Below are 23,495 nucleotides of genomic sequence, written 5' to 3'. Positions count from 1 at the left end.
GTCTGTTTTTTGTCACGGAAAGGCGTTAGAAGCCGCCGGATGGACTTGAACACGATTGAAAGCGACGACATCGGCACTGTCGCCGGACAGCCGGCAGCGCGTGCCACGGCAGCGAAGAAGGTCTTCATCAAGACCTATGGCTGCCAGATGAACGTCTACGACTCACAGCGCATGAGCGACGCGCTCGCCGCCGACGGCTACACCGCGACCGATGCCATCGGCGAGGCTGATCTCGTGCTGCTCAACACCTGCCATATCAGGGAGAAGGCGGCCGAAAAGGTCTATTCCGAGCTCGGCCGCATCCGTGACATGAAGGCGGAGCGCGCCGATGCCGGCCGCGAGCTGCTGATCGGCGTCGCCGGCTGCGTGGCGCAGGCCGAAGGCGCCGAGATCATCAGGCGCTCTCCGGCTGTCGATCTGGTCATCGGTCCGCAGACCTATCACCGCTTGCCGGACGTGCTGGCGAGAGTCCGCGGCGGCGAGAAGATCGTCGAGACCGAATACGCCATCGAGGACAAGTTCGAGCATCTGCCGCGACCCAGGCGCGCCGAGATCATCAAGCGCGGCGTCACCGCCTTCCTCACCGTGCAGGAAGGCTGCGACAAGTTTTGCACCTTCTGCGTCGTGCCCTATACCAGGGGCTCGGAAGTGTCGCGGCCAGTGGCGCAGATCGTCGCCGAGGCCGAACGCCTGGCCGAGGCCGGTGTGCGCGAGGTGACGCTGCTCGGCCAGAACGTCAATGCCTGGCACGGCCAAGGCGAAAACGGCGAGGAATGGGGTCTTGGCCGGCTGCTGTTCCGGCTGGCCGAAATCCCCGGCCTTGCGCGGCTGCGCTACACGACCAGCCATCCGCGCGACATGGACGACGAGCTGATCGCTGCCCACCGCGACCTGCCGTCGCTGATGCCCTATCTGCACCTGCCGGTGCAGTCGGGATCCGACCGTATCCTCAAGGCGATGAACCGCAGGCACACGGCCGAGGATTATCTGGCGTTGCTCGATCGCATCCGTACCGCGCGGCCGGATATCGCACTGTCTGGCGACTTCATCGTCGGCTTCCCCGGTGAAACGGATGCCGATTTCGAAGCGACCATGGAATTGGTGCGTCAGGTGAACTACGCCTCGGCCTTTTCGTTCAAATATTCCCCACGCCCCGGCACGCCGGGCGCCGATATGCCCGGTCATGTGCCGGAATCGGTCAAGGACGAACGCCTGCAGCTCCTGCAGGCTCTGCTCTTGAAACAACAGCAGGATTTCGGCTCGAGCCTGGTCGGCAGCAGCATCGACACGCTGATCGAGAAGCCTGGCCGGCAGGCCGGCCAGAAGGTCGGCCGCTCGCCTTGGCTGCAGCCGGTTATTGTTGATGAAAAGGCCGGCGAAATCGGTGACATTATCCAGGTACGAATCACGAAGACGGGCTACAACAGCCTGTTCGCCGAATTGGCCTGATGGTCTCGGCAGATGAGGAGAGACGGTTGAGCGCAGCGGAGCTGAAGAATCTGCCCCCGGTACCGGCATCTGGGGCTTCTGACATGGCGCACATCGTTCTGACTTTCGATAACAACAAGCTTGCCAGCGCCCTTTACGGTCAGTTCGACGAGAACCTCGCCCGGCTCGAGCAGAAGCTTGGCGTCGACATACGCTCGCGCGGCAACCAGCTGACCATCAAGGGGTCTGCTTCGGCCGCCGAACAGGCGCGCCGCGCCTTGGACAATCTCTACGGGATTCTGCAGAAGGGCGTCGATATCAGTCAGTCCGATGTCGACGGCGCCGTGCGCATGGCGGTGGCCGCCGACGATCAGCTCACGCTGCCGACGCTGGAGCGCAAGGGCAAGGTTTCCGCCGCCCAGATATCCACCCGCAAGAAGACGATCTACGCCCGCTCGCTCACCCAGGACGCCTATATGCGGGCCTTGGAGCGGTCGGAACTGGTGTTCGGCATCGGTCCGGCCGGCACCGGCAAGACCTATCTGGCGGTGGCGCATGCGGCGATGCTGCTCGAACGCGGCATGGTCGAGCGCATCGTGCTGTCGCGCCCCGCGGTCGAGGCCGGCGAGCGGCTGGGCTTCCTGCCCGGCGACATGAAGGAGAAGGTCGACCCCTATCTGCGGCCGCTCTATGACGCGCTCTACGACATGATGCCGGCCGACAAGGTCGAACGCGCCATTGCGGCCGAAGTGATAGAGATCGCGCCGCTCGCCTTCATGCGCGGGCGCACGCTGGCGCATGCCGCGGTCATCCTCGACGAGGCGCAGAACACCACGCCGATGCAGATGAAGATGTTCCTGACGCGTCTTGGCGAAAATTCGCGCATGATCGTCACGGGCGATCCGACCCAGATCGACCTGCCGCCGAACACCAAGTCCGGCCTCGTCGAGGCGCTCAGGATCCTTGACGGCGTGACGGGTATGGTGACGGTGCGCTTCAACGAGGGTGACGTCGTCCGGCATCCGCTGGTCGCCGAGATCGTCAAGGCCTATGACCGGGACGGCAAGCTCGCGCGCGGCATGGGGACCGAAGGCTGATCTGACCCCATGAGCGAGCCCGAAAGGCCTGATGGGATAGGCCTGCCCCTTCCCGTCGACATCGATCTGATGGTCGAGGCGGGAAACTGGCCTGGAGAGGCGGTGCTTTTGCAGCTTGTCGACAAAGCCGCCGCGGCCGCTTTCGCCGAAACCGGCGCGGCAGGACATTCCGAACTGAGCGTCGTTTTTTCCGACGACGCCCATATCCGCACGCTGAACGCCGGCTGGCGCGGCAAGGACAAGCCGACCAACGTCTTGTCTTTCCCGGCTTTTCCGCATGCGAAAGGCGCTCCGCTGCCGCCGATGTTGGGCGACATTGTGCTCGCCGCCGAGACGGTGGCGCGCGAGGCGGCACTGGAAGACAAGCCCCTGGAGAACCATATCTCCCATCTCGTCATCCATGGCCTGCTGCATTTGCTGGGCTACGATCACGAGACCGACGCCGAGGCCGAGGAGATGGAAGCTCTCGAACGTACAGCGCTCGCAAGGCTTGCCATTCCCGATCCCTACGCGTAACTACATCTGACAATTGACCGGACGACGATGAACGACAAACCAGAGACTGCCGCCCGCCCCGACGCCGGCAGTGCCGCCAAGGCTTCCGATACGTCGGAAGAGGGATCAAGTCCGAGTACCGTTACCCCTGGTGTTGCCAACACCGGCAGCGTTGCCAGCGAGTCTTCGCCTGCCGGCCCCTCCCTGTTCGAGCGTGTTCTGGGCCTGTTCCGGCAACGCAATGGAACCAGCCTGCGTGAGGAAATCGCCGGCGCGCTTGCCGAGACAGCCAGCGATGCCGAATCCTTCTCGCCCGGCGAGCGCGCTATGCTCAACAACATCCTGCGGTTGCGTGAAGTGCGCGTCGAGGACGTCATGGTGCCCCGCGCCGATATCGAGGCCGTCGAGATCACCACGACGCTCGGCGACCTCCTGGGCACCTTCGAACAATCCGGCCACTCCCGCATGCCGGTCTATTCCGAGACGCTCGATGATCCGCGCGGCATGGTCCATATCCGCGACGTGCTGGCGCACATCACCAAGCTCGCGCGCGTCAGGAAGGGGCGCACGACCAGGAAGACGCCGGCCGCCACGCAGCTTGATCTTGCCCAGGTCGACCTCGCGCGCACCATCGGCGAACTCAACCTGATCCGCCCGGTTCTGTTCGTGCCGCCATCGATGCTTGCCTCCGACCTGATGGGCCGCATGCAGACGACGCGCACGCAGATGGCACTGGTCATCGACGAATATGGCGGCACGGACGGCCTTGTCTCGCTCGAGGACATCGTCGAAATGGTCGTCGGCGACATCGAGGACGAGCATGACGATGACGAGCCGATGATCACCCAGGCCGGCGACGGCGTGTTCGTCGTCGACGGCAAGGCCGAGATCGATGACGTCGCCAAGATGATCGGCGGCGATTTCGCCGCTGGCGAACATGGCGAATATGTCGACACCATCGGCGGCATGATCTTCAACACGCTCGGCCGCGTGCCGGCGCGCGGCGAGGTGGTGCAGGCCATTCCGGGCTTCGAGTTCCATGTGCTCGATGCCGATCCGCGCCGCGTCAAGCGCGTGCGCATCGTGCAGAGCCAGAAGGGCGAACGCCGCCGGCGTGCCGCGGCGCGCACCGAACAGGCCTGAGCCGCTCGCTCGCCGATGACGATTGAGGATCCGTTCAAGCACGCGAGCCTGGGGTCCGGTGTCTTCTACAGGGACCCTGTTGCCGCGCTGGCGTGGCTGGAAGCGGCGTTCGGCTTCGAGCGCAGCATGGTGGTCAGTGACGCCGATGGAAAGCTCGTTCATTCCGAGATGCGGTTCGGCGATTGCTACATCATCGTCGATTCCGAATGGAGCGATTATGTCGCCAGCCCCGCCGCGGTCTCCGGCAAGAACACGCAGTCGGTCTATGCCAGGCTGAAGGACGGCCTCGAAGCGCATTGTGAGCAGGCGCGAGCAGCCGGTGCGGTAATAATCCAGGAGCCAACGGATCAGTTCTATGGCGAGCGCCAGTATCGGGCCCGCGATCCCGAGGGTCACGTCTGGACCTTCACGCAGCCGATCCGTTCCGTTTCCCGCGAAGAGGCCGAACGCCTGAGCGGCTTGCGGATCGAGGGTTGGCACCGATAGAGCGGCGGGTTGGCGCATCGCGGCCGTCGGCGTTTGGAGTGCAAGCCGCGGCCTGATAAATCTGGCGTCCTGATTCGCGCGACTCGGAAGTATGCATGGTGCGCCTTGCCGGCCGGATAATTCTGCTTTGGGGTTGGCGGCGCGCGCTCGTTGCCTTTCTTGCCGGAGCGCTGGCGGTGCTCGGCCAGGCGCCATACGACTTCTTCGCCGCCTGCTTTATTTCGTTTCCCTTGCTGGTCTGGCTGCTGGACGGCGCAACCGGCGAAGCCTCCGGCAGCCTGTTCCGGCGCCTGCTACCGGCTTTCGCCGTCGGCTGGTGGTTCGGCTTTGGCTATTTCCTCGCCGGCCTCTGGTGGGTCGGCTCGGCGCTGCTGGTCGAGGCCGACAGCTTTGCCTGGGCACTTCCCTTCGCTGTAATCGGCATTCCCTTCGCGCTCGCCTTTTTCTATGGCTTTGCGACGATGGTCGCCCGGCTCCTGTGGAGCAGCGATATCGGCCGCATCGCCGCTCTTGCCTTCGGCTTCGGGCTGATGGAGTGGCTGCGCGGCTTCCTGTTCACCGGCTTTCCCTGGAATGCGATCGGCTACGCGGCAATGCCTGTGCCTCTTCTGATGCAGAGCGTCTCGGTGACCGGCATGATCGGCATGAACGCTCTTGCCGTGTTCCTCTTTTCCCTGCCCGCATTGCTGGCGGCGCACCGGCATCTTCGCCTGGGCGCGGCCCTGTTTGTGCTGCTTGCCGCCGCCCATGTCGGCTTCGGCTATGTCAGGCTTGCCGCTCCTGAAAAGCCGGCTGAGCGCAGCCTGGATGTCCGCATCGTCCAGCCGGCGGTGGATCTGTCGGAAAAGTGGGACGCCTCGGTGCGTGACCGCATCTTCGCCACCTTGCTGGGCCTGTCCGCCAAGGCACCGGAGCCCGGCCACGGAAAGCCGCAGCTGATCCTGTGGCCGGAAACCTCTGTGCCGTTCCTTTTCACCGAGCGGCCTGATGCGTTGACGGCGCTGGGCGACATGCTGGCCGATGGCCAGATGCTGATTGCCGGCGTCGTTCGCGAGGAGGCCGGCTCGGCGGCCAGCCCTGACAGCCGCTATTACAATTCCGTGGTGGCGATCAACGACAAGGGCGAAATCGCTGACGCCGTCGACAAGGTCCATCTGGTGCCGTTCGGCGAATACCTGCCTTTTGCCGACCTGCTCGGCCGTTTCGGTATCGACCAGCTCGTCGCCGGGCCGATGACGTTCACGGCCGGCAACGAGCGCCACGCAATCACGCTTCCGGGCGGCATCCATGCCCTGCCTTTTATTTGTTATGAGGTGATCTTTCCCGACCTCGTGGCGGTTGACGCTACGTCAGCGCAGCTTATTGTGAACGTCACCAATGATGCGTGGTTTGGCGACACGCCGGGGCCATACCAGCATTTCCGGCAGGCTCAGATTCGCGCGGTGGAGAACGGATTGCCCTTGCTGCGCGCTGCCAATAACGGCATCTCGGCCGTCGTCGATCGACACGGACGCGTCGTCGACGCGCTGGCGATCGACGCGCGCGGAGCCATTGATGTGAAGGTGCCGATTTCCGAACAGACGGTCGTTTCCTCAGGCCAGCGACGCATTGACGGAATGCTGATCATGTTGCTGTTTGCGCTGGTCGGGGCCCTGTTGAATGTAAGGCAAAGGCTACGGGTGAATTGACAGTTGGCACATTAGAAACTCATACTGTACCGCCTGAAAATTTCTCGAAGCCGGTGGATCGTTCTGTTGGGGCAGTTCGCCTCCGGCTTTCTTTGGGCAGGAAAAAAACACAAAGCCGAAAAAATTCGGCGAGGAAAAAATGACAGAAGAAAACAAGAAGAAACCGAATCCGATCGACATCCATGTTGGAAGCCGGGTTCGGCTCCGCCGCAACATGCTCGGAATGAGCCAGGAAAAGCTGGGCGAAAATCTCGGCATCACATTTCAACAGATCCAGAAATATGAAAAGGGCACCAACCGCGTCGGCGCCAGCCGCCTGCAGGCGATTGCCTCCATACTCGGCGTGCCCGTCGCCTTCTTTTTCGAGGATGCGCCGGGCCAGGAGTCCGCGGCCAACCGCGGCTTTGCCGAGGATGCCTCGATGGCTTTTGCCGTCGAATTCTGCGGCAGCCCGGAAGGCCTTCAGCTCAACCGCGCCTTTGTCAAGATCGCCGACGTCAAGGTGCGCCGCAGGATCATCGACCTGGTGAAATCGCTCGCAGCGGACGATCTCGACTGATCCGCGACGCGCTTCGAACCGGCGGCAACCAGCCGCCGGTGGCACAAGATATCGGCGTCGACATTCATGCCAGAACGGAGGCAACGCTTGACGAGCGGCGCTCTGCCCCGCTAACACGTGGCGCGCCAAAATCGGCAGCCTGCCGATCGTTTTTCAAGAGGGGACACCCGTGACGCGGCAGAACTACTTCTTTACCTCGGAATCCGTTGCCGAGGGCCATCCCGACAAAGTCTGTGACCGGATTTCCGACGAGATCGTCGATCTGGTCTATCGTGAAGCCAAGAAGACCGGCATGGACCCATGGAAAGTCCGCGTTGCCTGCGAGACCCTGGCGACCACCAACCGCGTCGTCATCGCCGGTGAGGTGCGCGTCCCCGAGACGCTGCTGAAGAAGGACAAGGCCGGTAACATCCTCAAGGACGCGGCGGGGCACCCTGTCGTGAACCCGGCGAAATTCAAATCCGTCGCCCGTAAGGCTATCCGTGAGATCGGCTATGAACAGGCAGGCTTCCACTGGAAGACGGCCAAGATCGAGGTTCTGCTGCACGGCCAGTCGCCCGACATCGGCCAGGGCGTCGACAACGCCGCCGACCGCCAGGGTGAGGAAGGTGCCGGCGACCAGGGCATCATGTTCGGCTATGCCTGCCGCGAGACGCCGGACCTGATGCCGGCGCCGATCTACTACAGCCACAAGATCCTCGAACTGCTGGCCGCCGCGCGTCACGAAAACAACGGCGAGGCCGGCAGGCTCGGGCCGGATGCCAAGAGCCAGGTCACCGTCCGCTACATCGACGGCAAGGCGGCCGAGGCAACGCAGATCGTGCTGTCGACTCAGCATCTCGACGCGACCTGGGACTCGAAGAAGGTGCGCAAGGTCGTGGAACCCTACATTCGCGAAGCGCTGGGCGACCTCAAGATCGCCGACGACTGCAACTGGTACATCAACCCGACCGGCAAGTTCGTCATCGGCGGGCCTGACGGCGACGCCGGCCTCACGGGCCGCAAGATCATTGTCGACACTTACGGCGGGGCGGCTCCGCATGGCGGCGGCGCCTTTTCCGGCAAGGACACCACCAAAGTCGACCGTTCGGCCGCCTATGCGGCGCGTTACCTGGCCAAGAATGTCGTGGCGGCGAAACTTGCCGACCGCTGCACCATCCAGCTTTCCTATGCCATCGGTGTCGCCCAGCCGCTGTCGGTCTATGTCGACCTGCACGGCACCGGCAAGGTGGACGAGGCAAAGCTCGAGGATGCGCTGCGCAGCGTGATGGACCTGTCGCCGTCCGGCATCCGCCGCCATCTCGACCTCAACAAGCCGATCTACGCCAAGACGTCGTCCTACGGCCATTTCGGCCGCAAGGCCGGCCGTGATGGGTCTTTCTCCTGGGAAAAGACCGATCTCGCCAAGGCGCTCAAGGATGCTGTCGCGGCCTGAACGCCACGACGGTCCCCGCGCCCAACCAGATGAGCCCGCAAGACAGGCCAAGCCGTACGACCGAAGCCTTTTTCGGTCGTCGGCGCGGCAAGCCCGTTCGCCCGCAGCAGGCCGCTGCCCTGGAAAGCGGCCTTGGCGCCTATCGGCTCGATCTGGCGACCGCGGCACCCCCGGATCTGCGCACTCTGTTTGAAGCCGACGTTTCGGCCGTGCGGCTCGAAATCGGCTTTGGCGGTGGCGAACATCTCCTGCATCGCGCCGTCGAGGCGCCGACGATCGGCTTCATCGGCGTCGAGCCCTTCGTCAACGGCATGGCCAAGATGATGATGGCGGTCCGGGCAACGCCGCTTCCCAATCTAAGGGTCTATGACGACGATGCCACACAGTTGCTCGACTGGCTGCCCCCGACCTCGCTGGATGGCATTGATCTTCTTTATCCCGACCCCTGGCCGAAGAAGAAGCATTGGAAGCGGCGCTTCGTCAGCCAGATCAATCTCGACCGTTTCGCGCGCGTCCTGAAGCCGGGTTCGAAATTCCGCTTCGCGTCCGATATCGACACCTATGTGAACTGGACCTTGCTGCATTGCCGGGCGCATGGCGCCTTCGCATGGCAGGCCGCGGAAGCGGCGGACTGGCATCGCCCTTACGATGGCTGGCCAGGCACCCGTTACGAGGCGAAGGCCATTCGCGAGGGCAGGCCGCCGGCCTATCTGACTTTCGTCAGGACGTAAGCCTTCACGGCAGGCTCAGAAACGGCCGAATCGGTTGAACACGGCCGGATCCATGCCGAGCTTGCGCAGGTCGACCGCGCGCGGCCGGCTTCCACGGCGCGCGACGCGGCGACGGCGCTGCCGAACGTTGTGAAGAGATCGCCCAAGGCGGAAAATATTCCGCGGTTGCTCATGATCCTGTCCTTTCGCGCGCCACCGCGCGCCAATTCTGTTCGTGTCGTGGCTAACAGATAGGAGCATCCTGTCGGCGCTCACAGGGGGATTGCCCGCATGGGGGGCCATGCGTCTGAAGCAGCGCGGATGCCGTCGGGGCTTTTGCCGCCCCGGCACTGCGGACTTGAAACGCCGGCCCGGATCGTCTATATCAGCTTCAAGTTCTTGGTCGGTATGACGAAGAGTGGGTCCACCCGGTCCCGCTCTTTTTTATTACCTGCCGATAGGTTCGAAAAGAACGACAGGGATTAGATGACTGCAACTGCAAGCGAAGGTGACGACCGCATCATCCGCGAAAGCGGCATCGATGCGCGCATCGCGCTGATCATCCAGCCGGTGCTGCGCGGCATCGGGTTTCGCCTGGTGCGCGTGCGCCTGTCCGGTCAGAACGGACTGACGCTGCAGATCATGGCCGAGCGCGAGGACGGCACCATGACCGTCGAGGATTGCGAAGAGGTCAGCCGCGCGGTGTCGCCGGCGCTCGACGTCGACGATCCGATCGAAAAGGCGTATCATCTGGAAGTCTCTTCTCCCGGCATCGACCGGCCGCTGGTCCGCAAATCGGATTTCACGGCGTGGACTGGCCACCTGGTGAAGATGGAGACGTCGGTCGTCGTCGCCGACCGCAAGCGCTTCAAGGGCAAGATCGTCGAGGCCGGCGAAAATGACGTGCTGATCGAGCGCGATAAGGCGGCCTATGGCGAGGAGCCGACGGTGCGCGTGCCTTACGATGCGATCGCCGAGGCGCGCCTGATCTTGACCGACGACCTCATCCGCGATGCCTTGTCGAAGGACAACAGGGCGCGCAAGGAAGCCAAGAAACGCTGCGGCGAGCCGGACGACGATGTGCCAGAGGGTGCGGATACGGACGCCACGGAAGAACACGAACAGGAAAGTTGATTGAGCTGCCGGGCCCGAAGGTCCGGCAAACAGGCTCGGGAGAAAAAAATATGGTTGTAAGCGCCAACAGACTTGAACTGCTGCAGATTGCCGATGCGGTCGCGCGTGAAAAGTCGATCGACAAGTCGATCGTCATCGCCGCCATGGCCGATGCGATCCAGAAGGCGGCGCGTTCGCGTTACGGCCAGGAGACCAACATTCGTGCCGACATCAACCCGAACACCGGCGAGATGAAGCTGCAGCGGCTGATGGAAGTGGTCGATAAGGTCGACGACTATGCCACGCAGATCGCCATTTCCTCTGCCCGGGAGCGCAATCCCGACGCTCAGCTCGGAGATTTCATCGCCGAACAGCTGCCGCCGATGGATTTCGGCCGCATCGCCGCCCAGTCCGCCAAGCAGGTCATCGTGCAGAAGGTGCGCGAGGCTGAACGCGACCGCCAGTACGACGAATACAAGGACCGCATCGGCGAGATCGTCAACGGCACCGTCAAGCGCGTCGAATATGGCAATGTCATCGTCGATCTCGGCCGTGGCGAGGCGATCATCCGCCGTGACGAACTGATCCCGCGCGAGAACTACAAGTACGGCGATCGAGTCCGTGCCTATGTCTACGACGTGCGCCGCGAGCAGCGCGGCCCGCAGATATTCCTGTCGCGCACCCATCCGCAGTTCATGGCCAAGCTCTTCACCATGGAAGTGCCGGAAATCTATGACGGCATCATCGAGATCAAGTCGGTCGCCCGTGACCCGGGCTCGCGCGCCAAGATCGCCGTCATCTCGCGCGACAGCTCGATCGATCCGGTCGGCGCCTGCGTCGGTATGCGCGGCAGCCGCGTCCAGGCGGTCGTCGGCGAATTGCAGGGCGAGAAGATCGACATCATTCCGTGGTCGCCCTCGGCCGCTTCCTTCATCGTCAACGCGCTGCAGCCGGCCGAAGTCGCCAAGGTGGTGCTCGACGAGGATGCCGAGCGCATCGAGGTTGTGGTCCCGGACGATCAGCTGTCGCTGGCCATCGGCCGTCGCGGCCAGAACGTGCGCCTTGCTTCGCAGCTCACCGGCTGGGACATCGACATCCTGACCGAGCAGGAAGAGAGCGAGCGCCGCCAGAAGGAATTCGTCGAGCGCTCGGCGCTGTTCATGGAAGCCCTCGACGTCGACGAGATGGTCGGCCAGGTGCTTGCCTCGGAAGGCTTCACCAGCGTCGAGGAAGTGGCCTACGTCGATTCCGGCGAAATCTCCTCGATCGATGGCTTCGACGAGGACACCGCTTCGGAAATCCAGACCCGCGCCCGTGAGTATCTGGAGAAGATCGAGGCCGAGCATGACGAGAAGCGCAAGGCGCTGGGTGTCAAGGACGAGCTGCGCGAAATCCCCGGCATCACCACCGCCATGATGGTGACGCTTGGCGAAGACGGCGTGAAGACGATCGAGGATTTCGCCGGCTATGCCGCCGACGACCTGACCGGCTGGAAGGAACGCAAGGACGGCGAAACCAAGGTGTATCCCGGCGTGCTGGCCAGTCACGGCGTTTCGCGCGCCGACGCCGAGCAGATGGTGCTCGCCGCCCGTCTCAAGGCCGGCTGGATTTCCGAGGACGAGCTTGCAGCCGAAGAAGCATCGGCTGACGAAGCCGTTGGTGCGTGAGGTGAAACCGCATCGCACAGAACCCGCCCCTGGACGAGATGAACGATCGCACCTGCATCGTCACCCGCAAGCAGGCCGAACCGGATGATCTGATCCGGTTCGTCGTCGGCCCGGATTCGGCCGTCGTTCCCGATCTCAAGAGAAATCTGCCCGGCCGTGGTTGCTGGGTGAGTGCTGACCGCCTACATATCGACAAGGCGGCGGCCAAAAACCTCTTTGCCCGCGCCTTCAAGGCACAGGTGGTTGTGCCGCCCGATCTGGGTGGCATGGTCGACGGGTTGCTCTCCAAATCCGCGCTGGGTATGCTGGGTCTCGCCCGCAAGGCAGGCGCGATAGCGCTGGGCGCCACCAAGGTCGAGAGCGCGGTGCGCGGCGGGCTGGCGCTTTTCGTGCTTCACGCTACCGAAGCGTCCGACGATGGTGTGCGCAAGATCAGCCAGGCGCGGCGGGCGACCGTCCATGTCGGCGGCCCCTCCATCCTTGCCTACAAACTTTTCTCCGAGGCCGAGTTGAGCTTGGCATTGGGGGGTACAAATGTGATACATGCTGCCGTCCTCGCGGGAGACGCGGGTAAGGCGGTCCAGAAGCGCATGGTTGCGCTCGACCGGTATCGGGGCGGTACCCCGGACGATCTGGCAATGCTTGCGGCCGTTGCTGACGAAGATGAGGCCGCAGAGGATATGGAATGAGCGATACGAAATCGGGCGACGACAAGACGTTGAGTGTTACGCCGAAGAAGACCTTGACGCTGAAGCGCCCCGGCATGGAACAGGGCACTGTGCGCCAGAACTTCTCGCATGGCCGTACCAAGTCGGTCGTGGTCGAGACCAAGAAGCGCAAGTTCTCGCTGCCCGGCGACAGGCCGGAGCCGGTAGCCGCTGCCCCTGCGCCCGTTCTCACGCCAAAGCCGCCGGTCGCGGCTGCCGCGCCCGTCGTCCAGGAAGCCCCCAAGGCGCCGCCGCCCCCGCCGCCTCCGGTCGAGCGCAGCGGCATGGTGCTGAACGAATTGTCGCGCAGTGAAATGGAAGCGCGCCGCAGGGCACTCGAAGGCTCGAAGGTTCGCGAAGTCGAGGACCGCCAGCGCGCCGCCGAGGAGGCCAAGCGCCGCGCCGAGGAAGAAGAGCGCCGCAAGCGTGAGCGCGAGGAATCCGCGCGCCGGCAGGCGGAGGAGGAAGCGCGCCTGCAGGCCGAAGCCGAATCCCGCCGTCGCGCCGAGGAAGAGGCACGCCGCCGCGCGCCCTTGGCCGCGGAACTGGCGACATCGGACGAAGAGGAAGAGGTCAAGCCGAAGCGGGCTGGTGCCGGGGCGCCGGTACGCCGCCCGGTCACGCCCGAAGTGGCGCGTCCGGCCAAGCCGACCAAAGGCGAGGAAGACCGTCGCCGCGGCAAGCTGACGCTGAATTCCGCGCTTTCCGACGAGGATGCGCGGGCCCGTTCGCTGTCGTCGATGCGTCGCCGTCAGGAGAAGTTCAAGCGCGCGATGCACAACGAGCCGCGCGAGAAAGTCATGCGCGAAGTGATCTTGCCCGAGACCATCACCATCCAGGAACTGGCGCAGCGCATGTCCGAACGTGCGGTCGATGTCGTCAAGTTCTTCATGAAACAGGGCCAGATCCTGAAGCCGGGCGACGTCATCGACGCTGATACGGCCGAGCTGGTCGCCACCGAATTCGGCCACACGGTCCGCCGCGTCGCCGAGTCCGACATCGAGGAAGGCCTGTTCAACATCGCCGATCGTCCGGAAGACCTGGTGCCGCGTCCGCCGGTCGTGACCATCATGGGTCACGTCGACCACGGCAAGACCTCGCTGCTGGATGCGATCCGCAACGCCAATGTCGTGTCCGGCGAGGCCGGCGGCATCACCCAGCATATCGGCGCCTATCAGGTCGAGAAGAACGGTCAGAAGATCACCTTCATCGACACGCCCGGCCACGCCGCCTTCACGGCGATGCGCGCCCGCGGCGCCCAGGCCACCGACATTGCCATTCTCGTGGTGGCTGCCGACGACAGCGTGATGCCGCAGACGATCGAATCGATCAGCCATGCCAAGGCGGCCAACGTTCCGATCATCGTGGCGATCAACAAGATCGACAAGCACGACGCCGATCCGCAGAAGGTGCGCTCCGAACTGCTGCGCCACGAGGTGTTCGTGGAATCGATGGGCGGTGAAGTGCTTGACGTCGAAGTGTCGGCGACCAAGGGCACTAATCTCGACAAGCTGCTCGAAGCGATCCTGCTGCAGGCCGAAATCCTCGACCTGAAGGCCAATCCGGACCGGACCGCCGAGGGCGTCGTCATCGAGGCCCAGCTCGACAAAGGCCGCGGCCCCGTCGCCACCGTGCTGGTGCAGACCGGCACGCTGATGCCGGGCGACATCCTCGTCGCCGGCAACGAATGGGGCCGGGTGCGCGCGCTGGTCAACGATCGCGGCGAGCAGATCAAGGAAGCGCCGCCGGCAATGCCGGTCGAGGTGCTCGGCCTTCAGGGCACGCCGCAGGCGGGTGACCGCTTTGCGGTCGTCAACAACGAGGCTCGCGCTCGCGAGATCACGGAGTATCGCCAGCGTCTGGCGCGCGAGAAGGCGGTTGCCAAGCATGCCGGCCAGCGCGGCTCGCTCGAACAGATGATGTCGCAACTGCAGACGAGCGGGCTGAAGGAATTCCCGCTGGTCATCAAGGGCGACGTTCAGGGTTCGATCGAGGCGATCAACGCCGCGCTGGACAAGCTCGGCACCGACGAGGTGCGTGCGCGCATCGTCCACGCCGGCGCCGGCGCCATCACCGAAAGCGACGTTTCTCTGGCCGAGACTTCGGGCGCGGCGATCATCGGCTTCAACGTCCGTGCCAATGTGCAGGCGCGTGCAGCGGCCGCGGCCGCGGGCATCGAGATCCGCTACTACTCGATCATCTACAACCTCGTGGATGATGTGAAAGCGGCTCTGTCGGGCCTGCTGTCGCCGGAGCGTCGGGAGACCTTCATCGGCAATGCCGAGATCCTCGAGATCTTCGACATCACCAAGGTCGGCAAGATCGCCGGCTGCCGTGTCACCGAAGGCAAGGTCGAGCGCGGCGCGGGCGTGCGCCTGATCCGCGACAATGTCGTCATCCACGAAGGCACGCTGAAGACGCTGAAGCGTTTCAAGGACGAGGTTTCGGAAGTCCCCGTCGGCCAGGAGTGCGGCATGGCCTTCCAGAACTACGAGGACATGCGCGTCGGCGACATCATCGAGTGCTTCCGCGTCGAGATGGTGACCCGGACACTCTGAGTTAGAGTGACTTGTCGGTATCGGGCGGTGGTCGTAAGACCGCCGCCCAAAGCCTGTTGAGCCAAAGCCGTTGAGAATGACTGTTTGAGACATGCGGCACGGTCCTATCCCGCGCCTCACGCTTTCAGGATTGAGAAAAATGCCCCGTTCCATCACATCCGGTCCATCCCAGCGCATGCTGCGCGTTGGTGAGCAGGTGCGCCATGCGCTCTCCGAAACCCTGCAGCGTGGCGAGATCATCGACCCGTTGATTGAAAACTCGGTCGTTTCGGTCTCCGAAGTGCGCATGTCGCCCGATCTCAAGATCGCCACGGCCTTTGTTTCCCCGCTCGGTGCAAAGGACGCCGGTGCCGTCATCGAAGCGCTCAACAGGCATGCGAAATTCGTCCGCGGCCGTGTCTCCGGCGCGCTCAGGCAAATGAAATACATGCCGGAGTTCCGCTTCCGGCTGGACACATCCTTCGACAACTTCGCCAGGATCAACGACCTGCTGAAGTCGCCCGAAGTGGCGCGCGATCTCGACGCGGACGAAGCCAAAGACGACAGGGCCAAAGACGACAGGGACAGCGAATAATGGGGCGTCGCGGCAAGAAGAAGGGCCGTCCGGTCTCCGGCTGGGTGGTGCTGGACAAGCCGGTCGGCATGGGATCGACAGAGGCTGTGTCCAAGATCAAATGGCTGTTCCAGGCCGAAAAGGCCGGCCACGCCGGCACGCTCGACCCGCTGGCTTCCGGCATGCTGCCGATCGCGCTCGGTGAAGCCACCAAGACCGTGCCTTACGTGCAGGACGGCGCCAAGATTTATCGTTTCACCGTCGCCTGGGGCGATGAGCGCTCCACCGACGATCTTGAAGGGCCGGTGACGAAAAGCTCCGACCTGCGTCCGGCCGAAGCCGAGGTGCGGGCGCTGCTGCCGAAATACACCGGCGTCATCATGCAGACGCCGCCGCAATTCTCGGCCGTCAAGATCGCGGGCGAACGCGCCTATGACCTCGCCCGCGAAGGCGAGACGGTCAACATACCCGCGCGCGAGATCGAGATCGGGCGTCTCGACGTCGTCGAGCACAGCGCCGATCACACGGTTTTCGAGGTCGAATGCGGCAAGGGCACCTATGTGCGCTCGCTGGCGCGTGACATGGGCCGCGATCTCGGCTGCTTCGGCCATGTTTCCGACCTGCGCCGGGTCGAGGTCGAGCCGTTCACGCCGCGGGATTTCGTCACCATCGCCGAACTCGAGGCGGCGCGCTTCGGCGCGCAAGGTGAAGACAAGTCAGGTTCGGACGAGTGCGGCGACGCCCTGGACGCGCCGATCGACTTCGGCGCGATCGATGCGCTTCTTGTCGATACGTCAGCGGCTCTCGATTGCCTGCCGCAGATCGCCATCAGCGACGACGCCGCGACCAAGATCCGTCTCGGCAACCCGGTCATCATTCGTGGCCGCGATGCGCCCGTGGAGGCGGAAGAAGCCTGCGCGACGGCACGCGGCAAGCTGGTTGCCATCGGCGCGGTCGAACAGGGCATGTTCAAGCCCAAGCGGGTCTTTGCCGGCTAATGGCTCTCGTCTAACTTCGGTTTGACTTAAGATCGGGGGCCACATGGCAAAGGCCGAGGCGGTAAAAAAGCGAGCGCCGGTGAAGACGAGGCGGCCGCCGGTCGGCGCCTCGCCGGGCACGCTGATCGCCGATCCGGCGGCGCGGCGCTCCGAACTGCGGCTGACCCTGATCTCGCCGCAGAAATTCAAGACCATCGACAATGCCAGCATCGACGACGTCGAGGCCAATTGCCACAAATGGCCGGTGATCTGGCTCGACTGTACTGGTCTTGCCAACATCCAGCTGATCGAGGAGATCGGTCGCATCTTCAGCCTTCACCCGCTGGCGCTGGAGGATGTCGTCAACACTGGCCAGCGGCCGAAGGTCGACTTCTTCGAGGATCATGCCTTCGTCGTCGTGCGCATGATCGATGATGTCACCGCGCATCGCTACGAACAGATCGCTCTCTTCCTAGGCGAGAATTTCGTCGTCACCTTCCAGGAGCGCGAGGGCGATCCGTTCGATCCGGTGCGCAAGCGCATCGAGAGTTCGGCGCCCAACCGGTTGCGCACCCGTGGCGCCGACTATCTGGCCTATGCGCTGATCGACGCCATCGTCGACAGCTATTTCCCACCGATCGAGGCGGCCGGCGACCTTGTCGACGGCATCGAGGACCAGATGCTGCATTCGACGCACAAGCACCAGATGCGGCAGCTGCACGAATTGCGGCGAGACGCCAATGTGCTGAAGGGCGTGCTGTGGCCGATGCGCGATGCCCTGGCCACGCTGATCCGCAACGACGTGCCCTGTGTCAGAGCCGAGACCAAGGTTTTCCTCAACGACACGCTCGACCATTCGCTCCGGCTGATCGAGCTGGTGGAGACCCAGCGCGACATGCTGACCGGACTGATCGAGATGCATCTGTCGCTGAGCCAGGCGCGCACCAACGATGTCATCAGCTATCTCACCATCGTCTCGGTCATCTTCATGCCGCTCACATTCCTGGTTGGCGTCTGGGGCATGAACTTCGATCCCGGAAGTTCGCCCTGGAACATGCCGGAGCTGAAGGCCTATTACGGCTATCCCGCGTCGTTGCTGTTCATGGCCGTTATCGCGCTCGGGCTGATTGCTTTCTTCAAATGGAAGAAATGGCTTTAACCGCGATAAAACTTGGCATCTGGAGCTGAAAAGCCGGCTCCGTGAATTGGGCTGGTGTTTTGCCGGGAATTGCACTATATGCGCCGCAGCATAGCGCTAGGACGCTTTGCTTGCACCGGCCCCTGCTGGACGACATCCCGGCTGAGGGCGACCCGTTTCCTCGAACAGATAAGGAAAAACACGATGTCGATTACTGCCGAGCGCAAGAAGGAATTGATGGGTGAATTCGCTACCGCCAAAGGCGATACCGGGTCTCCGGAAGTCCAGGTGGCCATCCTTTCCGAGCGCATCAAGAACCTGACCGACCATTTCAAGGACCACAAGAAGGATAACCATTCCCGCCGTGGTCTGCTCGCTCTCGTGTCCCAGCGCCGCAGCCTGCTTGATTATCTCAAGCGCAAGGACGACGCGCGCTACCAGACACTGATCGAGAAGCTCGGTCTGCGCCGTTGACGAATTGACCGGCGGGCTCCCACAGGGAGTCCGCCGGTCGCGCATTTGAGCACCGGGGGCAACCCGAACTCGAATGCAGGACTGGAGCGCCGCGCACCCCATCTGGATGCCGGACGGACGCTCCGAAGAGTTGAATTGCGCATGACGCGTTCCGCAAGCCGTTTCGGTGTCATGCGCAGGCCAGTCGATCGATTGGCCATATCCGGCTTCGAGCGCGCAGAGGGCCACTCGAAGTCACCCATGGACGGTCATGGGGCAGGATTGCAGGACGCTCGTATGGCCATTGTGCCAGTCAAACCCGAGCTTCCCGTTGTCTTGCCCGTGGCTGCCCGAGAAAGGAAGCCAGAGGAAGGGCACCCGCGCACGATGAAACGGCGCGGCCCTTCCTCATACAAAGGACAAGACATGTTCAATCAACACAAAGTGGAAATCGAATGGGGCGGTCGCCCGCTCATCCTCGAAACCGGCAAGATCGCGCGCCAGGCTGACGGTGCCGTGCTTGCCACTTACGGCGAGACCGTGGTTCTCGCCACCGTCGTTTCGATGAAGGAGCCCAAGCCCGGCCTCGATTTCTTTCCGCTGACCGTCAACTACCAGGAAAAGACCTATGCCGCCGGCAAGATCCCGGGCGGCTATTTCAAGCGTGAAGGCCGTCCGAGCGAGAAGGAAACGCTGGTTTCCCGCCTCATCGACCGCCCGATCCGCCCGCTTTTCGCCGCCGGTTACAAGAACGACACCCAGATCGTCGTCACCGTCGTCCAGCACGACCTCGAAAATGACCCGGACATCCTGTCGATCGTCGCCACCTCGGCCGCGCTGACGCTGTCGGGCGTTCCCTTCATGGGCCCGATCGGCGGCGCCCGCGTCGGCTACATCAACGGCGAATACGTTCTCAACCCGCACATCGACGAGATGGAGGAATCCAAGCTCGACCTCGTCGTCGCCGGTACCACCGACGCCGTGCTGATGGTCGAATCCGAAGCCAAGGAACTTTCCGAAGAGCTGATGCTCGGCGCCGTGATGTTCGGCCAGAAGGGCTTCCAGCCGGTGATCGAGGCCATCATCAAGCTGGCCGAAGTCGCCGCCAAGGATCCGCGCGACTTCACCGCGCCGGATTATTCCGAGCTCGAAGGCGAGATGCTGAAGATCGTCGGCGACGAGCTTCGCGACGCCTACAAGATCACCGACAAGCAGAAGCGCTATGCCGCCGTCGACGCCGTCAAGGCGAAGGTCAAGGCCGCATTTGCTCCGGCCGAGGGCGAAGAGCCCAAATATGCCTCCGAGCAGATCGGTTCCGTGTTCAAGGAACTCCAGGCCAAGGTCGTGCGCTGGAACATCCTCGACACCAGCTCGCGCATCGACGGCCGTGACCTGAAGACGGTCCGCAAGATCGTCTCCGAAGTCGGCGTCCTGCCGCGCACCCATGGTTCGGCGCTGTTCACCCGCGGCGAGACCCAGGCGCTGGTCGTTGCCACGCTCGGCACCGGCGAGGACGAGCAGTATGTCGATTCGCTGACCGGCATGTACAAGGAGAAGTTCCTCCTTCACTACAACTTCCCTCCCTACTCCGTCGGTGAGACCGGCCGCATGGGTTCGCCGGGACGCCGCGAAATCGGCCACGGCAAGCTCGCCTGGCGCGCCATCCGCCCGATGCTGCCCAGCGCTGACCAGTTCCCCTACACGCTGCGCGTCGTCTCGGAGATCACCGAGTCCAACGGTTCCTCGTCGATGGCCACTGTCTGCGGCACCTCGCTGGCGCTGATGGATGCCGGCGTGCCGCTGGCCAAGCCGGTTGCCGGCATCGCCATGGGCCTGATCAAGGAAGGCGAGCGCTTCGCCGTGCTGTCGGACATCCTGGGCGACGAGGATCACCTCGGCGACATGGACTTCAAGGTCGCGGGCACCGCCAACGGCATCACCTCGCTGCAGATGGACATCAAGATCGACGGCATCACCGAGCAGATCATGCAGATCGCCCTCGGCCAGGCCAAGGACGGCCGCCTGCATATCCTCGGCGAAATGGCCCATGCGCTGTCCGGCGCACGTGCCGAGCTCGGCGAGTTCGCGCCACGCATCGAGGTCATGCACATCCCGACCGACAAGATCCGCGACGTCATCGGCTCCGGCGGCAAGGTCATCCGCGAAATCGTCGAGAAGACCGGCGCCAAGATCAACATTGAGGACGACGGCACGGTCAAGATCGCTTCCTCGAACGCCAAGGAGATCGAGGCGGCGAAGAAGTGGATCCACACCATCGTCGCCGAGCCGGAAGTCGGCGAGATCTACGAAGGCACGGTCGTCAAGACCGCCGACTTCGGCGCCTTCGTCAACTTCTTTGGCCCGCGTGACGGTCTCGTCCACATCTCGCAGCTCGCCAATGAGCGCGTCGCCAAGACCTCGGACGTCGTCAGGGAAGGCGACAAGGTCTGGGTCAAGCTGATGGGCTTCGACGAGCGCGGCAAGGTTCGCCTGTCTATGAAGGTCGTCGACCAGGCGACTGGCAAGGAAATCGTGCGCGACAAGAAGGCCGAAGGCGAAGAAGACGCCGCCTGAGCGATCTGACAACGAAATCGAAGCGGGCGCGGCTGTTGTCGCGCCCGTTTTCATTTGCAGCAATTCCAGGAAAGGTGCGAAGCGGCTTTCCGTCCGGAATTGCGCAAGACACCAAAGGGCAGAGGAACATGTCTGCTGAGGCGCTGAAGACGCTTTTCCATCCGTTCGAGACCGAGGCTCTTGCCTTGCCAGGCAAGGGCGAACGCGTCCTTTTCCTCGGCGCCGAGCCCGACCTGCACTTGCCCCAGGGCTTCGCCGCCACACTGCATCTTGTCCAAGGCTTCCGGCCCTATTTCCGTGCACTGCAGGCGGCTGGCTTCGCGGTCACGCCGCAACCGGCGGATGATGGTTTTGAGGCCGCGCTGGTGATCGCCGGCCGCCATCGCGGCCAGAACGAATTGCGCGTCGCGGAGGCTCTCCAGCGCGTGGCGCCGGGCGGATTGATCGTCATTGCCGGCAGCAAGGACGACGGCATTGCCAGCCTGCGCAGGTGTATCGACGAGCTTGTGCCGCTCGACGGCCATATGCCGAAGTATCACGGCATCGCCTTCTGGCTGCGCCGTCCGATGGACATGCAGGCTGCCGCTGCGCTACGCGTCGCCAACCCGGCCTTGCTGGTCGAGGACCGGTTCCACACCGCACCCGGCATGTTCTCCTTCGACCGCGTCGACGCGGGTTCGAAACTGCTGGTCGACAACCTGCCCGGTGATCTGCGTGGCAGCGCGGCCGATTTCTGCGCCGGCTGGGGCTATGTGGCGGCGGAAATGGCTGCCTGCTCGCCAGGCCTGTCGGCTCTCGATCTCTACGAGGCCGATTTCGATGCGCTGGAGGCGGCCAAGGGCAACCTGGTCAACACCGTGGCACAGGGCTTTTTCTGGACGGATCTGCTCGCCGAGCCTGTCGAGCGCCGCTATGACGTTATCGCCATGAACCCGCCCTTTCACCGCAGCCGCGCGGCGGAGCCGGAGATCGGCGCCGGCATTATCCGTGCCGCAGCCAAGGCGTTGAAGCCCGGCGGCAGGCTGTTCATGGTCGCCAACCGCCAGCTTCCCTACGAGCCCGTGCTGTCGGCCGCCTTTGCCAGCCACGCCGAGCTTGCCCGCGACGGTATGTTCAAGGTGTTTTCCGCTCGGCGCTGATATAAGCGGGCGTCGCTCAATGCAGAGTGGCGACGCGCCGCATGTCCTCGCCGGCGTGCCCATCGACGCCCCCGACCTTCAGCGGCGCCGGCCGCCCGAACAGGTAGCCTTGCACGACTTCGCAGCCTGCCGCCCGCAGCAGCGTTGCCTGGCTCTCGGTCTCGACGCCTTCGGCGATGATGCTCACGCCGAGCGCACGTGAAAGCCCGACAATGGTGGAGACGACGGCACCGGAACTGGAATCCGTATCGATGCGGCTGACGAAGGAACGATCGATCTTCAGCTTGCCGAACGAGAAGTCGATCAGGTAGCTGAGATTAGAATAGCCGGTGCCGAAGTCGTCGACGGCCACGGATATGCCCATCTCGGCAAGCTCTTTCAGGATGGCGGCCGCGCGGTCACGGTCCTGCATCATCGCCGTCTCGGTGACTTCCAGTTCCAGCCGTGACGGCTTGATGCCGGTGGTCCTCATCGTGTCGCGCACGATGCCGACGAAGTCCTTGGTCATGAACTGGACCGGCGAGATGTTGACAGCAACGAAGCAGTCGTCCGGCAAATGGCTGGCGTCGCTGCAGGCCTTGCGCAGAACCCATTCGCCGATCGGGTTGATCATCCCCGTCTCCTCGGCGATCTGGATGAACTCCATCGGCGGGATCATGCCACGCTCTGGATGGTTCCAGCGGATCAGCGCCTCATAGCCGACGACGCGGCCGGTCGGCAGATCGAGTTGCGGCTGATAGTGCAGGTCGAAGTCTCCGCGTTCGAAGGCGGTGTGCAGTTCGGATTCGACCCATTGGCGGTAGTCGGCCACCCGCCCCATCTCGCTGTCGAAGACCGACCAGTTGCCGACGCCGCTGGCGCGCGCGTTCTGCAGCGCAAGGTTGGAGCGGCGCAGGATGAGGACCGGGTCGATGCCATCCTTGGGCATGGCCACGATACCCACCGACAGGCTCACGGATTGCTGATGGCTGCTGAGTTCATAGGGCTCCATCATCTCGTCGATGAGCCTCTCGAGCATGCTTTCCATCGTTCCCTGGATATGGTGATCCTGAAGCAGCACGGCGAACTCGCCGGCACCAATGCGCCCGATCACGGTGCGCGCGGGAACGCAGGTTTTCAGCCGCTCGGTGAAGGCGCGGATCAACTCGTCGCCCTGGGTGTAGCCGATCGCGTCGTTGATCTGCTTGAACCGGTCGATGTCGATGTCGATCAGGAACACCGGTTCTCCGGTCCGGCTTGTAGTGCATGCCGCCTCGGCGATCTTGCCGACCATCGCCGGGCGGGCCAGCAGTCCGGTCAGCTTGTCGAAATGGGTCTCGTTGAAGACGAAATCCGCCGATTCATCGATGCCGGCGAAGAAGGACATTGCCGCCCCCGATGCCGCCAGCGCGCAAAGCGCGGCCATGATCGCGACCATCATGTCCACCGATATGCCGGCAAACCCGTTGCCGAGACCGTGCTTCAGGCCCCAGATGCCCAGGATGAAACTACCGATACCCGAACTTGCTATCGTGAGCAGTCGGAACACCGGTGTTCGCTTCGGGTTGCTGACGGCAGGCATTGAACGGTCCCCAG

The 23,495-nt window shown here is 63.6% G+C and carries 20 protein-coding genes; 19 read left to right on the top strand and 1 reads right to left on the bottom strand.

Annotated features, from left to right (window positions below):
* The first annotated feature begins 39 nt into the window (after nt 1-39).
* The 19 genes from miaB to FJ930_RS20015 all read left to right on the top strand — a co-directional run bounded on the left by miaB (nt 40) and on the right by FJ930_RS20015 (nt 21,920).
* On the top strand, nt 40-1,449 hold the full coding sequence (miaB, locus tag FJ930_RS20110) for a tRNA (N6-isopentenyl adenosine(37)-C2)-methylthiotransferase MiaB (protein ID WP_141839815.1): 1,410 nt from the start codon (nt 40-42) through the stop codon (nt 1,447-1,449).
* Between the two features lie 83 nt (nt 1,450-1,532).
* Nucleotides 1,533-2,525 (top strand): PhoH family protein, encoded by a 993-nt coding sequence (locus FJ930_RS20105; RefSeq protein ID WP_226890477.1) that lies wholly within the window; start codon nt 1,533-1,535, stop codon nt 2,523-2,525.
* A gap of 9 nt (nt 2,526-2,534) precedes the next feature.
* Nucleotides 2,535-3,041: an rRNA maturation RNase YbeY gene (gene ybeY / locus FJ930_RS20100; protein ID WP_141839814.1), complete on the top strand. Its 507-nt coding sequence runs from the start codon at nt 2,535-2,537 to the stop codon at nt 3,039-3,041.
* A 27-nt stretch (nt 3,042-3,068) separates the two neighbouring features.
* Nucleotides 3,069-4,163: a hemolysin family protein gene (locus FJ930_RS20095; protein WP_140744198.1), complete on the top strand. Its 1,095-nt coding sequence runs from the start codon at nt 3,069-3,071 to the stop codon at nt 4,161-4,163.
* Between the two features lie 15 nt (nt 4,164-4,178).
* The gene (locus tag FJ930_RS20090; protein WP_141839813.1) at nt 4,179-4,649 is read left to right on the top strand and encodes a VOC family protein; all 471 of its coding nucleotides are present in this window, start codon (nt 4,179-4,181) and stop codon (nt 4,647-4,649) included.
* A gap of 95 nt (nt 4,650-4,744) precedes the next feature.
* Nucleotides 4,745-6,337, top strand: coding sequence for an apolipoprotein N-acyltransferase (gene lnt / locus FJ930_RS20085; protein ID WP_141839812.1), 1,593 nt, complete (start codon nt 4,745-4,747; stop codon nt 6,335-6,337).
* Nucleotides 6,338-6,476: 139 nt separating this feature from the next.
* The gene (locus tag FJ930_RS20080; protein ID WP_140607758.1) at nt 6,477-6,896 is read left to right on the top strand and encodes a helix-turn-helix transcriptional regulator; all 420 of its coding nucleotides are present in this window, start codon (nt 6,477-6,479) and stop codon (nt 6,894-6,896) included.
* Nucleotides 6,897-7,065: 169 nt separating this feature from the next.
* A complete protein-coding gene (metK, locus tag FJ930_RS20075) occupies nt 7,066-8,331 on the top strand; it encodes a methionine adenosyltransferase (RefSeq protein ID WP_141839811.1) in 1,266 nt (421 codons plus the stop codon).
* 29 nt (nt 8,332-8,360) lie between these two features.
* Nucleotides 8,361-9,062, top strand: coding sequence for a tRNA (guanosine(46)-N(7))-methyltransferase TrmB (locus FJ930_RS20070; RefSeq protein WP_140744194.1), 702 nt, complete (start codon nt 8,361-8,363; stop codon nt 9,060-9,062).
* Nucleotides 9,063-9,527: 465 nt separating this feature from the next.
* Nucleotides 9,528-10,175: a ribosome maturation factor RimP gene (gene rimP / locus FJ930_RS20060; protein ID WP_141839810.1), complete on the top strand. Its 648-nt coding sequence runs from the start codon at nt 9,528-9,530 to the stop codon at nt 10,173-10,175.
* A 50-nt stretch (nt 10,176-10,225) separates the two neighbouring features.
* Nucleotides 10,226-11,821: a transcription termination factor NusA gene (gene nusA, locus FJ930_RS20055; RefSeq protein WP_140744192.1), complete on the top strand. Its 1,596-nt coding sequence runs from the start codon at nt 10,226-10,228 to the stop codon at nt 11,819-11,821.
* A 38-nt stretch (nt 11,822-11,859) separates the two neighbouring features.
* Complete coding sequence (locus FJ930_RS20050) at nt 11,860-12,510, top strand: RNA-binding protein (RefSeq protein ID WP_140744191.1); 651 nt, start codon at nt 11,860-11,862, stop codon at nt 12,508-12,510.
* A complete protein-coding gene (gene infB, locus FJ930_RS20045) occupies nt 12,507-15,086 on the top strand; it encodes a translation initiation factor IF-2 (protein ID WP_141839809.1) in 2,580 nt (859 codons plus the stop codon). The genes FJ930_RS20050 and infB overlap by 4 nt, the downstream gene beginning before the upstream one ends.
* A 139-nt stretch (nt 15,087-15,225) precedes the next feature.
* On the top strand, nt 15,226-15,660 hold the full coding sequence (rbfA, locus tag FJ930_RS20040; protein ID WP_141839808.1) for a 30S ribosome-binding factor RbfA: 435 nt from the start codon (nt 15,226-15,228) through the stop codon (nt 15,658-15,660).
* Nucleotides 15,660-16,637, top strand: coding sequence for a tRNA pseudouridine(55) synthase TruB (truB, locus tag FJ930_RS20035; protein WP_141839807.1), 978 nt, complete (start codon nt 15,660-15,662; stop codon nt 16,635-16,637). The genes rbfA and truB overlap by 1 nt, the downstream gene beginning before the upstream one ends.
* A 43-nt stretch (nt 16,638-16,680) precedes the next feature.
* Nucleotides 16,681-17,775, top strand: a complete 1,095-nt coding sequence (gene corA, locus FJ930_RS20030; RefSeq protein WP_141839806.1) for a magnesium/cobalt transporter CorA — start codon at nt 16,681-16,683, stop codon at nt 17,773-17,775.
* A 78-nt stretch (nt 17,776-17,853) separates the two neighbouring features.
* Complete coding sequence (gene rpsO, locus FJ930_RS20025; RefSeq protein ID WP_281406662.1) at nt 17,854-18,228, top strand: 30S ribosomal protein S15; 375 nt, start codon at nt 17,854-17,856, stop codon at nt 18,226-18,228.
* Between the two features lie 405 nt (nt 18,229-18,633).
* Complete coding sequence (gene pnp / locus FJ930_RS20020; protein ID WP_141839805.1) at nt 18,634-20,781, top strand: polyribonucleotide nucleotidyltransferase; 2,148 nt, start codon at nt 18,634-18,636, stop codon at nt 20,779-20,781.
* Nucleotides 20,782-20,909: 128 nt separating this feature from the next.
* Nucleotides 20,910-21,920: a class I SAM-dependent methyltransferase gene (locus tag FJ930_RS20015; RefSeq protein ID WP_141839804.1), complete on the top strand. Its 1,011-nt coding sequence runs from the start codon at nt 20,910-20,912 to the stop codon at nt 21,918-21,920.
* 16 nt (nt 21,921-21,936) lie between these two features.
* Here FJ930_RS20015 and FJ930_RS20010 read toward each other — a convergent pair whose 3' ends face one another.
* Entirely contained in the window at nt 21,937-23,481 is a 1,545-nt protein-coding gene (locus FJ930_RS20010) for a bifunctional diguanylate cyclase/phosphodiesterase (protein ID WP_141839803.1), read from the bottom strand.
* Nucleotides 23,482-23,495: the final 14 nt, after the last annotated feature.

Source organism: Mesorhizobium sp. B2-4-15 (genome assembly GCF_006658505.1).
Classification (GTDB): domain Bacteria; phylum Pseudomonadota; class Alphaproteobacteria; order Rhizobiales; family Rhizobiaceae; genus Mesorhizobium.
Note: the sequence above shows the minus strand (reverse complement) of the source record. Positions and strands in the feature narration are given on the sequence as shown.

Coding starts and splice junctions, on each gene's coding strand:
- rbfA (WP_141839808.1), top strand. CDS start 15,226: ATGCCCCGTTCCATCACATCCGGTCCATCCCAGCGCATGCTGCGCGTT.
- ybeY (WP_141839814.1), top strand. CDS start 2,535: ATGAGCGAGCCCGAAAGGCCTGATGGGATAGGCCTGCCCCTTCCCGTC.
- nusA (WP_140744192.1), top strand. CDS start 10,226: ATGGTTGTAAGCGCCAACAGACTTGAACTGCTGCAGATTGCCGATGCG.
- miaB (WP_141839815.1), top strand. CDS start 40: ATGGACTTGAACACGATTGAAAGCGACGACATCGGCACTGTCGCCGGA.
- FJ930_RS20105 (WP_226890477.1), top strand. CDS start 1,533: ATGGCGCACATCGTTCTGACTTTCGATAACAACAAGCTTGCCAGCGCC.
- lnt (WP_141839812.1), top strand. CDS start 4,745: ATGGTGCGCCTTGCCGGCCGGATAATTCTGCTTTGGGGTTGGCGGCGC.
- truB (WP_141839807.1), top strand. CDS start 15,660: ATGGGGCGTCGCGGCAAGAAGAAGGGCCGTCCGGTCTCCGGCTGGGTG.
- FJ930_RS20090 (WP_141839813.1), top strand. CDS start 4,179: ATGACGATTGAGGATCCGTTCAAGCACGCGAGCCTGGGGTCCGGTGTC.
- FJ930_RS20015 (WP_141839804.1), top strand. CDS start 20,910: ATGTCTGCTGAGGCGCTGAAGACGCTTTTCCATCCGTTCGAGACCGAG.
- pnp (WP_141839805.1), top strand. CDS start 18,634: ATGTTCAATCAACACAAAGTGGAAATCGAATGGGGCGGTCGCCCGCTC.
- FJ930_RS20080 (WP_140607758.1), top strand. CDS start 6,477: ATGACAGAAGAAAACAAGAAGAAACCGAATCCGATCGACATCCATGTT.
- corA (WP_141839806.1), top strand. CDS start 16,681: ATGGCAAAGGCCGAGGCGGTAAAAAAGCGAGCGCCGGTGAAGACGAGG.
- rpsO (WP_281406662.1), top strand. CDS start 17,854: ATGCGCCGCAGCATAGCGCTAGGACGCTTTGCTTGCACCGGCCCCTGC.
- rimP (WP_141839810.1), top strand. CDS start 9,528: ATGACTGCAACTGCAAGCGAAGGTGACGACCGCATCATCCGCGAAAGC.
- infB (WP_141839809.1), top strand. CDS start 12,507: ATGAGCGATACGAAATCGGGCGACGACAAGACGTTGAGTGTTACGCCG.
- FJ930_RS20095 (WP_140744198.1), top strand. CDS start 3,069: ATGAACGACAAACCAGAGACTGCCGCCCGCCCCGACGCCGGCAGTGCC.
- FJ930_RS20070 (WP_140744194.1), top strand. CDS start 8,361: ATGAGCCCGCAAGACAGGCCAAGCCGTACGACCGAAGCCTTTTTCGGT.
- FJ930_RS20010 (WP_141839803.1), bottom strand. CDS start 23,481: ATGCCTGCCGTCAGCAACCCGAAGCGAACACCGGTGTTCCGACTGCTC.
- FJ930_RS20050 (WP_140744191.1), top strand. CDS start 11,860: ATGAACGATCGCACCTGCATCGTCACCCGCAAGCAGGCCGAACCGGAT.